The 12,602-nt window shown below is 71.6% G+C and carries 8 protein-coding genes; 4 read left to right on the top strand and 4 right to left on the bottom strand.

All coding sequences use genetic code 11. The annotated features are described in order from the left end of the window. Window positions 1-67: 67 nt before the first annotated feature. Genes ACX9GQ_RS07775 through pdeM form a run of 3 tightly spaced genes read left to right on the top strand, consistent with a single transcriptional unit; the run spans window position 68 to window position 4,303 of the window. Entirely contained in the window at window positions 68-1,018 is a 951-nt protein-coding gene (locus ACX9GQ_RS07775) for a class I SAM-dependent DNA methyltransferase (protein WP_459628934.1), read from the top strand. 31 nt (window positions 1,019-1,049) lie between these two features. Beyond that, on the top strand, window positions 1,050-3,599 hold the full coding sequence (locus tag ACX9GQ_RS07770; protein WP_459628933.1) for a ligase-associated DNA damage response DEXH box helicase: 2,550 nt from the start codon (window positions 1,050-1,052) through the stop codon (window positions 3,597-3,599). Beyond that, a complete protein-coding gene (gene pdeM / locus ACX9GQ_RS07765; RefSeq protein ID WP_459628932.1) occupies window positions 3,596-4,303 on the top strand; it encodes a ligase-associated DNA damage response endonuclease PdeM in 708 nt (235 codons plus the stop codon). The genes ACX9GQ_RS07770 and pdeM overlap by 4 nt, the downstream gene beginning before the upstream one ends. Window positions 4,304-4,319: 16 nt before the next feature. Here the strand turns inward: pdeM and ACX9GQ_RS07760 are convergent, their stop codons facing one another. The 4 genes from ACX9GQ_RS07760 to ACX9GQ_RS07745 all read right to left on the bottom strand — a co-directional run bounded on the left by ACX9GQ_RS07760 (window position 4,320) and on the right by ACX9GQ_RS07745 (window position 10,410). Next, entirely contained in the window at window positions 4,320-4,796 is a 477-nt protein-coding gene (locus ACX9GQ_RS07760; RefSeq protein ID WP_459628931.1) for a DUF3429 domain-containing protein, read from the bottom strand. 78 nt (window positions 4,797-4,874) lie between these two features. Continuing rightward, window positions 4,875-5,636: a TIGR02186 family protein gene (locus ACX9GQ_RS07755; RefSeq protein ID WP_459628930.1), complete on the bottom strand. Its 762-nt coding sequence runs from the start codon at window positions 5,634-5,636 to the stop codon at window positions 4,875-4,877. Continuing rightward, on the bottom strand, window positions 5,636-6,562 hold the full coding sequence (locus ACX9GQ_RS07750; protein ID WP_459628929.1) for a sulfite exporter TauE/SafE family protein: 927 nt from the start codon (window positions 6,560-6,562) through the stop codon (window positions 5,636-5,638). Before ACX9GQ_RS07750 ends, ACX9GQ_RS07755 begins: the two co-directional genes overlap by 1 nt. 137 nt (window positions 6,563-6,699) lie before the next feature. Continuing rightward, window positions 6,700-10,410, bottom strand: coding sequence for an SEL1-like repeat protein (locus ACX9GQ_RS07745; RefSeq protein WP_459628928.1), 3,711 nt, complete (start codon window positions 10,408-10,410; stop codon window positions 6,700-6,702). A gap of 337 nt (window positions 10,411-10,747) precedes the next feature. Between ACX9GQ_RS07745 and ACX9GQ_RS07740 the strand changes: the two genes are divergently transcribed. After that, window positions 10,748-12,541 carry an acyl-CoA dehydrogenase C-terminal domain-containing protein gene (locus ACX9GQ_RS07740; RefSeq protein WP_459628927.1) on the top strand — a complete coding sequence of 598 codons (1,794 nt, stop codon included), beginning with the start codon at window positions 10,748-10,750 and terminating at the stop codon, window positions 12,539-12,541. The last annotated feature ends 61 nt before the right edge of the window (window positions 12,542-12,602 follow it).

Genomic DNA, 12,602 nt, shown 5'->3' with positions numbered 1-12,602 from the left:
CGCCGGGACGGCGTCAACAGCAAAGGCAGCGTCGCGGAGGGACAAGTCGTCGGGAGGACCTGGCAACTTGACCCCGGCCACGTGCCGTTCCATCTCCCGCGCCATGCCTGCGACCCTGCATTCCTCCGGCGATCTCGCGGCCGATCGGCGCTACGCCTGGGCCGTCGCGGCGCTCGCGGATGGCGATGCGGCGGGCGCCGAGGACCTGCTCCGCCAGACGCTCGACCTGGCCCCGGACTGGGCGCCGGCGTGGCTCGCCCTCGGAGACGCCTGTCAGCGACAGGCTCGCAGCGACGAGGCCGTAGCGGCATGGTTGCGCTGCCGGGCACTCGACCCGCAGGACGTGCTGGGATCGGGGCTGCGGCTGGCGGAGGCGGGGCATCTGCCGCCGGACACGGCGATGCCGCCGGCCTACGTCGCGGCGCTTTTCGACGACTATGCGCCTCGTTTCGAGGGTCATCTGACGGGTGCGCTCTCCTACCGCGGTCCGGAGCTGGTAGCCGCGGCGCTGGACCGGGTGGCCCCGGCTCGTCGTTTCGCCCGCGCCCTCGACCTCGGCTGCGGCACCGGGCTTGCGGGCGTGGCCCTGAGGGACCGGGTCGAATGGCTCGCCGGCTGCGACCTCTCCCGGGAGATGCTTCGGCGCACGACGACGCGCGGCGTTTATGACGAGGTGGCCTGCGAGGATCTTGCCGCGACGCTGGCACGCCAGCCGGCGGCGTCGCTGGACCTCGTCGTCGCTGCCGACGTCCTGATCTACGTGCCCCGGCTCGGGCCCGTCCTCGCGGCCGCGGCCAGGGCCCTGCAGCCCGGCGGGCTCTTCGCCCTGACCTTGCAGACGACCACAGGCGCGGGAGAAGTCATCGGACCCGACCTGCGCGTGCACCATGCCCCGGCCCGATTTCGGGCCGAGGCCTCGGACGCTGGCTTCGCCTTGGACGAGGAGCGGCCCGACTGGGTGCGCCGCGAACGCGGCGAACCCGTGCCCGGCCTCGTGGCGGTTCTGCGCCGCAGGTGACGTAGGGGCCGCCGCGCGCTAGCTCTGGTGCGTGCCCGCCTCCCGTTCCCGCTCCGCCGGCTCGCCACCTCCGGATGCAGTATCGCCGGCTCCGCTGCCGCCGCGCTTCGCGGACTGGTTCGCCGCGCGCGGCTGGACACCGCGCCCGCACCAGCTCGAACTGCTGTCGCTCGCCCGCGGGGGCTCGTCCGTCCTGCTCGATGCCCCCACCGGCGCGGGAAAAACGCTGGCCGGCTTCCTGCCGACGCTGGTCGACCTCGCGGAGCGGAGCCCGGCCGGCGCCGGCAAGCCGAGCCTTCACACGCTGTACATCTCGCCGCTGAAGGCGCTGGCGGTCGACATCGCCCGCAACCTCGAGGCCCCGGTCCACGAGATGGGGCTTCCCGTCCGGCTGGAGACCCGCACGGGCGACACGTCGGCCCACAAGCGCGCCCGGCAGATCGAGCGTCCGCCGGACATCCTTCTCACGACCCCAGAACAGCTTGCGCTTCTTCTCGCCCATCGCGAGGCCGCGACGCTGTTCGGGAGCCTCCGGCGCGTCGTGCTCGACGAACTGCACGCCCTCGTCACCTCGAAGCGCGGCGACCTGCTGTCGCTGGGGCTCGCCCGGCTGCACCGGCTGGCTCCTGGCCTCACGGCCATCGGACTCTCCGCGACGGTTCGGGAGCCGGATGACCTGCGGCGCTATCTCGTGCCGCAGACCGCTCCGGACGCGATTGCTGCGCACGTCGTCGTGCGCGGCGGCGCCCGCGCCGACATCCACATCATGGACACGGCGCGGCGCCCCCCGCTTGCGGGGCACACGGCACTGCACGCCATGCGCGAGATTTATGCGGCCATCGCCGCGCACCGGACGACCCTCGTGTTCGTGAACACGCGCATGCAGGCCGAGTTCGTCTTCCAGGAGCTCTGGCGGATCAACGAGGAGGGCCTGCCGATCGCGCTGCACCACGGCTCGCTGGATGCCGGGCAGCGGCGGAAGGTCGAGGCCGCGATGACCTCCGGCGCCCTTCGGGCAGTGGTGTGCACGTCGACTCTCGACCTCGGCATCGACTGGGGTGACGTCGATCTCGTGGTGAATGTGGGAGCGCCGAAGGGCGCGAGCCGGCTGATGCAGCGGATCGGCCGGTCGAACCACCGCCTCGACGAGGCGTCGAAGGCGATCCTCGTGCCGGCGAACCGCTTCGAGGTCATGGAGTGCCGCGCGGCGGTCGATGCCGTTGCCGCCGCGGCGCAGGACACGCCCGAGCCGCGCACCGGCGCGCTCGACGTCCTGGCCCAGCACGTGCTCGGGATGGCGTGCGCCGGCGGCTTCGACGTGGACGACCTGCACGCCGAGGTCAGCGCGGCAGCGCCCTACGCGTGGCTCGACCGGGAGACCTTGGGCCGGGTGGTGCGCTTCGTCGCGACCGGCGGCTATGCGCTGTCGACCTACGACCGCTTCGCCCGGATCCGCCAGGGGCGGGACGGGCTGTGGCGGGTGTCCAACCCGCGCGTCGCGCAGCAGTACCGCCTGAACGTCGGCACCATCGTCGAGGAACCGATGCTGAAGGTGCGGCTCGGGCGGGTGCGCCGGTCCGCGCCAGGTGCCCCCACGGCGCCGGTGCGGGGCGGACGAGTGCTCGGGGAGGTGGAAGAGTACTTCGCCGAGACGCTGCTGCCGGGCGACACCTTCGTCTTCGCGGGCGAGGTGCTGCGCTTCGAGGCCATCGTCGAGACCGACGTCGTCGTCTCCCGCACTGCCCCAGGCACGGACCCCAAGATCCCCTCCTATGCAGGCGGCAAGTTCCCGCTGTCCACGTTCCTCGCCGAACGCGTGCGCGGCATGCTGGCCGACCCGCCGGTCTGGCGTCGGATGGAAGGCGGCGTCGCCGACTGGCTGGAGACGCAGAAGCGCAAGTCCCTTCTCCCCCGGCGCGACCAGATGCTGGTCGAGACCTTCCCGCGCGCCGGGCGGCACTACCTCGTCGCCTACCCGTTCGAGGGGCGCCTCGCGCACCAGACGCTCGGCATGCTCCTGACACGGCGGCTGGAGCGCGCGCGGCTGCGCCCGCTCGGATTCGTGTGCACGGACTACGGGCTCGCCGTCTGGGGGTTGTCGGATGTCGGCGCCGCCATCGGATCGGGACGAATCTCGCTCGAAGCGCTCTTCGGCGAGGACATGCTGGGCGACGACCTCGAGGAATGGCTGGCGGAATCCGCGCTGATGAAGCGGACCTTCCGGCACTGCGCGATCATCGCCGGGCTCATCGAGCGCCGCTTCCCGGGCCAGCAGAAGACGGGTCGGCAGGTCACCATGTCGACCGACCTCGTCTACGACGTCCTGCGCCGGCACGAGCCGGACCACGTGCTCCTGCAGGCGACGCGCGCCGACGCGGCGACGGGCCTGCTCGACCTGAGGCGGCTTGCCGGGCTGCTCTCGCGCATCCGCGGGCGAATCGTGCACAAGGATCTAGACCGCGTGTCGCCGCTTGCCGTCTCCGTCATGCTGGAGATCGGCCGCGAGGCGGTTTATGGCGAAGCTGCAGAGGACCTGCTGGCGCAGGCCGAGGCTGAGCTTCTGGAGGAGGCGCTGGCGTGAGCGTGGCCCGGGACGAGCGCAGGGATGCGGCGGCGACCGTCGTCGTCGGCGGGATCGCCTTCGTCGCCGATCCGGCGGGTGCACTGGTCCAACAGGAGGAGAGTCTGCTCCTCGTCGCCGACCTGCACCTCGAGAAGGGCTCCGCCTTCGCCCGACGGGGCGTGTTCCTCCCGCCCTACGACAGCCGGGCGACGCTCGCGGCGCTCGCCGACGCCCTGACACGATGGCAGCCCCGGCGCGTGGCGGTGCTCGGCGACACGTTGCACGACGCAGCAGCGATGGCGCGCATCGACCGCGGCGACCTCGCGACCTTGGCGAGCCTCCAGGCCGGGCGCGACTGGTTGTGGCTCACTGGAAACCATGATCCGCAGTTGCCGCGGGATCTCGGCGGAACGGTGCTGGCGCAGCTGGCCATCGCCGGCGTGACGCTGCGGCACGAGCCGTCAGCGCGGGAGACGGGAGCCGAGATCGCCGGACACCTCCACCCCGCCGGGAAGGTGCGAGGCGGGGGACGGAGCCTGCGTCGGCGCTGCTTCGCGGCCGACGGTCGGCGCTGCGTGCTCCCGGCCTTCGGCGCCTACGCCGGCGGTCTCAACGTGCTCGATCCGGCCTTCCGGCCGCTTTTTCCCGGTCCGTTCACGGCGCACGTGCTGGGCTCGGGACGCGTCTACGCCGTTCCCTCGTCGGCTCTGGCACCGGACTGACCGATCCGTCCCGCCGTCACGGTGGCGCGAGCGGCAGCATGGCCAGCGCGACGATCAGGACCAGCACGACCGCGGCCGTCAACCCCAGCCGCAGCGTCGCGTACCATCCCGGGGCGTGACCCCGCCGGACCATCGATACATCGGCGACGGCGAGCGCCAGGAAGCATGCGATCAGCAGCGCCAGGTCGTGCGGCCGCGGCAGGACCAGCGCCACCCATGCGGCCAGCGCCGGGATGACCGAGACGGCGAGCAGGCGGACGCGGTCGGGGTGGCCCGGTCGCAGGCCGACGCCCCAGCGCACCCCGCCGAGGAACGAGAGGATCACCGCTCCGTAGCCCACGAGAGCCTGCCGGAAGGTGTCGTGCGGCAAGCCGTAGCGCCAATCGAGCCCCAGCAGCGCCGCCGTGGCGAGCGCCGCGAAGGGCAGCACGCCCCCTGCCCCCAGCAGCAGCGCGTCGGGAGGCACGGACCTCGGATCGTCGTGTTGGCTCATGGGTCGGGCGTCCGTCACGGGCGGGTCCTGGGTTGGAATGCGCAGGTCATCCTTATGCGACCGCGCGGGGCGGCCGGTTCAGTCCCGCCGGAAGATCATCGAGGCGAGCCAGCCCATCACGACCGCCATGAACGCGGTTCCGGCCCCGTAGAGCCACGGGCGGTCCCGGGCGGACTGGTAGAGAACCTGCTCGAACCCCGCCTTCGACACCTCGAAGTTGGTGGTCTCCTGCGCGATCTGGACGCCGTCGGCCAGCAGCGCGATGTTGACCTCGTAAGTCCCCACGGGCGCTGTCGAGGGCACCGGGACCGGGGCGCGGAAGATGTCGGGTGCAATGAAGGTCACGGCGTCGCCGCGCTCGACGTACAGGCCCGCCTCGCTCCGCAGGCGCAGCAGGGCATTGCGGAAATCGTCGTCGTCGGGCGTGCCCAGCCCGGGGCGCGGTATGAGCGCGTCGAGGCCGATGCGGTAGCGCTGGCGCAGGTCAGGCGTGGCGATGTCGTCGATCGGCCGCGTCGACAGGACCGCCAGCGTCACCGGCAGCGCTCCGAACTTGCGCTGTTCCAGATTGGCCCAGATCGGTCCAAAGCGGACCTTCTCGCGCACCGTCATGTTCCCGGCAGGACCCTTGGCCGTCACGACGACGTCGTAGGGCCCCTGGCGGGCGATGCTGGCGCGGTCCCGCGTGATAACGCCGAAGATGACGAGCTCCGCGCCGGTGTAGGTCTGCGTGATGCGGACATGGTGGCTCGACAGCGAGACGATCAACGCTTCGGCCCGCGCCGGTGCGGCCGCGCCTGCGGCGAGCATCAGCACCAATGCCGCGCGCCAGTCACGCATCACTGCCGCAGCTCCGTCGCACCCAGCGAGAAGACGTCTGCCGGCCGGATCGTGGCCTCGGCCAGGAAGCGCACGCCCACCGCGAGCACGATCAGCGCGAGCAGGAGCCGGAAGTGCTCGCCCTTCACGTTGCGGCCCGCGCGGGCGCCGAACTGCGCACCGAACACGCCGCCGAGGACCAGGAGAAACGCGAGGATCACGTCGACGGCCTGGTTGGTGACGGCGTGGAGTACCGTCGCCGCGACCATCGTGAACAGGATCTGGTAGAGCGAGGTGCCGACGACCACGGCCGTGGGGACCCGGAAGAGGTAGAGCAGCGCCGGAACAATCAGGAAGCCGCCGCCGATGCCCAGGACGGCCCCGAGAAACCCGATGATGACGGACAGGACCGCGAGCGGGATGATCGAGCAGTAGAGCTTGGAGCGGTGGAACCGCATGCGCAGCGGCAGGCCGAAGTACCAGGGGTGGTGCGGCCCGCTGCGGCGTGGCGGAACGGCGCCCTTCCGCCCGGCCCACATGGCCTTGAGGCTCTCCACCAGCATCAGCCCGCCGACACCGCCCAGCAGCACGATGTAGGACAGGATGATGACGAGCTCGAGCTGGCCGATGCGGCGCATGGCGTTGAAGAACCAGACGCCGAGGAGCGTTCCGATCAGCCCGCCCGCCAGCAGGAGCGTTCCCAGCTTCACATCGAGGGCACGGCGTCGCCAGTAGGCCAGCGCGCCGGTCATTGACGACGCCGTGATCTGCGTGGACACGGTGGCGACGGAGATGGCCGCCGGCACTCCGATGAAGATGAGCAGGGGCGTCAGCAGAAATCCGCCGCCGACCCCGAACATGCCGGAGATGAAGCCGACGGCGGCGCTCAGGCCCAGCACCAGGAAGATGCTGATCGGCATGTCGGCGATGGGAAGGTAGATCTGCACGGCCGGTTCCTCGTCGGGCCGGTGGGCGGTCTCGGGCGGACGCCATGGGGCCTGTCAGGGGCCCTGCCGTCAACCGTCAGGCTGTCGCGGCGGCCCCGCGCGAAGTGCAGCGCTGGCGCCGGGGCGCGGGTTCGCCCTCAGCTGCGCGCCTTCTTGCCCTCCTTGGCGGGAACCACGTCCTCCCAGTTCGCCGGCATCGCGACGTCGTTGGCCGCGGCATCCTGCTTGCGCGGCTGGAAGCCGGCAGCGGTCGCCTTGGCGGTCGCGAGCGCCGCAGCGTCGAGGCGTGCCCCCACCTCGTCCCGCTTGCGCGCGGCGTCCTCGTCACCCTGGGTCGCGGCAATCGAGAACCAGACGTAGGATTCGCCGAGGTTCTGGCTCATCCCGAGGCCGCGAGCGGCGAGAATGGCGAGATTGTACTGGCTGTCGCGGACGCCCAGTTCGGCGGCCCGCCTGAACCACGCTACGGCGGACGCATAGTCCGGCTTGTCTCCGCCGCCATCCGCGATCAGGACGCCGAGGTTGTGCATCGCCTTCGCATTGCCCTTCCCGGCGGCGCGGGCATACCACTCGCGCGCCTTGGCGAGATCCACAGGGACGCCCGTGCCCTTTTCATACAGGCTGCCGAGCCGATACTCGGCGGGGGCCAGCCCGGCGGACGCGGCCTTCTCGAGCCAGCGGGCGCCCTGGGCCGGGTCCTTCGGCAGGCCGCGGCCGTCGATCATCCGCATCCCGACCTCGTAGGCGGCCGCGGGGTTGCCGGCGGAGGCGGCCTTCTGCAGGCCCGGCGGGAGCATGGCCCGCGCCACGTCGCCGAGCTGCGAGCCCCCGGCGGGGACAGGGTCTGTCAACGAGGGCACCGGCGGAAGCACGGGCTGGCTGCCGAGCGCCCCCACGGTGTCCGGTTCAGCCTTGCGGGAAGGAGCAAAGCCGTCGGTCGGCGGGGTGGCCGGAACGTCGCGGCTGAAGCTGCCCGCAGGCGCCTCGGAGGGGACCGCGAGCGGCAGCGGGGTCTTCGGATCCGCGGGCGGAATCGCCCCGGTCGACGGAGGATCCTGCCGGGGAGGCTCCGCGGGAGCCGTCGGGACGCCCTCGAGCACCGGCGCCTTGGGAACCAGCATGTTGCGAACGACGTGTGCCGTGCCGACCGCGAGCACCACGACGGCGAGACCGAGCAGGATCGGACGGCGCCGGCGTTCGATCGTCGCGCGCAGGGCCGCGAGGGCTCCGCCGGACGAGGGGGCGACGGCATCCGCCGCCAGCGTCCCGGCATCGGCGGCCACCGCCTTGGCGCGCGCGCTCTTGCCTGACGGTTTCGCCATGGCGGCACGGGCCGCGGCGATGAAGCTGTTGCGGGCCGGCTCAGGCTCGACGGCCGGCTCCTCGGCCGGCAGTTCGGCCTGGATCGGGACGGGCCTGCCGGTCCCTGGCTCCAGCGGCCGGTCGTCGAGATCGCCGGACAGGGCGGGTGGCACGGACGCAATAGCGGAGGCCACTGCCATCGATTGCGCCTGCTCGACGGCGAGGACTTCGAGCGCCAGCTCGGCGGACGCACGGGCGGCGGCGACGAGCTGCCTGGCCTCTTCCTCGGGGTCGGCGGAGCTTTCGGCGGGTTCGGCGGCCTGGGCAGCCGCAGCCGCGCCGACAGGGGCGGGCGGGACTGCCTCGACCCGCGGCGCCTCGACCGTCGCGGCGGGAGGCACGGAGGATTGCAGTCGGGTCGCCGGGCGCGCGGGCGGCTCGGAGTCGCGGGCGGCCCTCGCGGCAGCGGCAGCGGCGGCGATCTTCTCGGCGACACTCGGCCCGGCGGGTGCAGGCGCGACGGGCTGGGAGAGCACGAGCGTCTCTTCGCCGTCGCGACGGGTCTCGATGGTGTTCTCGAGGCGTGCAAGCCGCTCGACGATCCGCCCGAGCGTGGCCTGCACGGCGTCCATCGCCTCGCCCGTGCGGTCGTCCCGCTCGGGCAGCGTGAGAACGGACTCGGCCACGCGGCTGGCCGCGGTCTCGGCGGCCTCGGCGGCGACCGAGACGGTGGCCGCGCGTGTCTCCTCGATGCGGGCAAAGAGCTCGGTGATCGAGCGCTCCATGGATTGAAGCGCGGTCAGGCTCTCGTCGTTGCGCCCCAGCGCCTCGGTCATCGCCGCGAGCTGGCGTTCGAGAGCGTCGAAGTGCGAGGGGCTGGCCTCAGGCCGGCCGGCCGCCTCGATCTTCTCGCCGAGGCCGCGGATCAAGCCTTCCAGCGCGGACGTGTCTGCCACCGCAGCAGGCGCCGCCGGCTGTGACACGCGCTCCTCGATGGACTTCAGGCGGCTCTCGACGGCCGTGAGGTCCGGCGCCGCCATTCCGGCGAGGGCATCTCGAATATCCTGCGCAACGGCCTGGAGGGCCGCGGTGCCCTCGCTCTCGCGACGCGTGAGCAGTTGCTCGATTGTCTCGCCGAGAGAGTCGAGCCGGCGCTCGAGCTGTCCCACGGCAGCAACGCCGCCGGCAGCCTCCGCGACACCGGCCTTGAGGCCGGCGATCTCGTCGGAAATCGCGGCGATCGCGGTCGGCTCGTCGCTGGCCTGGGCGCGATCGAGACGACGGTCCAGGGCGGCGATGTCGGCGCGAAGGTCGGAAAGCGAGCGAAGCGGGGCGAGCGCCTCGCCCATCGTGGTGATCTCGGCACGCAGCGCGTCGAACGGGCCAGTGTCCTGGCGGGCGGGCAGGCTCGCCCGCAACGCCTCGATGCCGGCCGCGAGGCCGGTGAGGTTGTGCTCGATCGCGTCAAGGCGCGACTGCGGCGCGAGGGCCTTCACGGCCGTCGTGAGGTCGGCAAGGTCGCCGCGCAGGGTGGCGACGTCGGCGCGCTCGCGATGCTCTCCGGCGGCGGCCCAGGTGGCGGATGCCCGCCGCAGGTCGTCGATGCGGGCGGAGAGCTGCGCGATGTCGCCCTTCAGGGAGGCGACGAGAGCGTCGGCAGGCGCCGACTGCGGGGCTCGGCGTGGCCGGCCCTCGAGTTCAGCCTGCCTGGCGCGAATCTGGGCCATGGCCTCGTCGAGGTTTCCTGGCACCGCGGGATAGGCGTCGGGCGTCGCGGGTTCCTCGTCCGAGGCCATGTCGAGGCGCTCGAGGATCGCGGAGAGAGCCGTTTCGATCGTGGCGATGCGATCGGCCTGTTCGCCGCGAACCGGTCCGCGCGAATCGAACCGCTCGGCCACGGCGACGAGCCGCTGCTCGAGATCGCGGAGCGAAGCCTCGATGCGGGGCGGCACGGCGCCGGCCGCTTCCCTGGCATCGAGCACGTCGATGCGCTTCTCCAACCGCACGACGGCGGCACGAAGGCCGGCGTCGCCGCCTTCTGCCAGCGTGCGCTCCATGGAGTCCATGCGCGACGTGACGAGCGACAACGCATCGCGCAGGGCAGTCGAGGTCCGCTCCTGCGCAGCGGCGATGAGCCCCACCTCCTCGCGACGCTTCTCGTCGGCGCGCTCCATCCAGCGCACCATGGCGTCGAGCGCGCCGGCCGTCCGCTCCTCGACAGCGTTGGCCCGGCGGGAGGTATCGGCGATCGCGCGGCGCAGGACGGATTCGAGATCGGTCTGGGCGGTCTGTGCCGCGACGGCCGTATCGGCAGCCGCCCGGTCGAGACGCGCGAGGCGCTCGGCGAGTTCGCGGAGATCGTGTCCCTTGCGGCCGGAGCGAGCCGGTGCCGCCGGACCGGCAGCCTCCTCGGCGATGACGGTGTTCAGCCATTCGCCGAGCGTCATCCCCGCTCGGCGCGCGGCCTCCTTGGCTGCGTCGCGTGCCTGGACGTCCACGCCCTTCACGCTCCACGGCATCTTCATCGCGCCTGTTCCGGACGACATGCCCCGCCCCTGCCTCGCGTCCCTGCCGGCTCGGGGAGCCGGCGCACGGCCGCGCCACGAGAGCCCGGCCTCGGCGCCGACTGTTGAGGTTTATGGTAAACAGAGGGTTAAGTTTCGTTGTCTGGACGTTCATAAATTTGCAACCATCGCCTGGGGAACCCGGTTCATCCGGAGCGCCTTTCCCGCGTGCGGCCACCTTGCGAGGCAGCCCCTTCCCCATCCGGCGACCGTCCCGGCGCAATGGCTGGACACAGGAAAGCGCGACCGCCGCGACCTGCTCACGCTTGCGCGGCTCGACCGATCGTTTATATATGAACCATATTCGAAAGGTCGGCCCATGCCCGTCTACAAGGCTCCCGTCGCGGACGTGACATTCCTCCTTCGCGACGTCTTCGCCATCGAGCGCTATGCGAACCTGCCCGGCTTCGCCGACATTGCGGGGGAGACCCTCGACGCGATCCTCGCCGAGGGCGCGCGCCTCCAGGAGGAGGTCTGGCAACCGCTGAACCGGACCGGCGACGTGGAAGGCTGCACGCGGCACGCGGACGGCAGCGTCACCACGCCGAAAGGCTTCCCGGATGCCTACCGGGCCTACGCGGAGGGTGGATGGGTCGGCCTTTCGGCCCCTGCGGAGTACGGCGGCCAGGGGCTGCCCTACACGCTGACGGCCGTGATGAACGAGTTCGCCTCGTCGGCCAACGTGGCGCTCGGCATGTACCCCGGGCTCACGATGGGAGCGATCGCCGCCCTTGCCCGCCACGGCTCGCCGGAGCAGAAGACGACGTGGCTGCCGCCGATGATCGAGGGCCGCTTCTGCGGCACGATGAACCTGACCGAGCCGCACTGCGGCACCGACCTCGGTCTCATCCGCACCAGGGCCGTGCCCCAGCCGGACGGCAGCTACCGGATCAGCGGGACGAAGATCTTCATCTCGGCCGGCGACCACGACCTCGCCGAGAACATCGTGCACCTCGTGCTCGCCCGCATCGAGGGCGCGCCGGAAGGCACCCGCGGCATCTCGCTGTTCCTCGTGCCGAAGCGGTTCCTCAACGAGGACGGCACGAGCGGTGCCCGCAATGCCGTCGGCTGCGGCTCCCTCGAGCACAAGATGGGCATCCACGGCAACGCCACCTGCGTGATGAACTACGACGGCGCGACGGGCTGGCTCGTCGGCGAGGCGAACCGCGGCCTCAACGCGATGTTCGTGATGATGAACGAGGCGCGCCTCGCAGTCGGCATCCAGGGCCTGGGGCTCTCCGAGGTCGCCTACCAGAACGCGGCCGCCTACGCCCGGGAGCGGCTGCAGGGTCGTTCCCTTACCGGCGTCAAGGCGCCGGACAAAGCGGCCGACCCCATCATCGTCCACCCGGACGTGCGGCGCACGCTGATGACCATCCGCGCGATCAACGAGGCGGGGCGCGCGCTTGTCATCGCCACGGCCCTGCAGAGCGATGTCGCGCATCGCAGCGGCGATGCAGCCGCCGTGCAGGCGGCAGACGACCGACTCGGCCTCATGACGCCGGTCATCAAGGGTGTTCTCACCGATCTCGGCTTCGCCAACACGGTCATGGCGCAGCAGATGCTGGGCGGGCACGGCTACATCGCCGAGTGGGGGATGGAGCAATTCGTGCGCGATGCCCGCATCGCCATGATCTACGAGGGTGCCAACGGCATCCAGGCGCTCGACCTCGTCGGCCGCAAGCTGCCCAAGGACGGCGGCCGTGCCGTGATGGCCTTCTTCGGGGAGACCGCCGCCTATCTCAAGGACAAGACCGGCGACGAGACCCTGAACCCGCTGGCCGCGCCCGTCCTCGCGGCGCTCGGGCAACTGCAGCAGGCCACGATGTGGTTCATGCAGAACGGCATGAAGAACCCGGACCACGCCGCGGCGGGCTCCACCGACTACATGCACATGATGGGCCTCGTCGCCATGGGCACCATGTGGGTTCGGATGGCGGAAGCGGCCCTCGCCCGGAAGGCCCGTGATCCGGCGAGCGCCGAAACGATGGACATCAAGCTGGTGCTGGCACGCTTCTTCATGGAGCGCATCCTGCCGGAGACGGGCGCCCAGCTCGCCCGGATCACGGCCGGCGCAGACGCCGTGATGGCACTGCCCGCCGAGGCGTTCTGAGCGGCAGCCTCCGGTTGGCCGATGCCGCGCATCATGGTTGAGTGACGGAAACGACGAAACG

This window comes from Alsobacter sp. R-9 (genome assembly GCF_054612375.1).
Note: the sequence above shows the minus strand (reverse complement) of the source record. Positions and strands in the feature narration are given on the sequence as shown.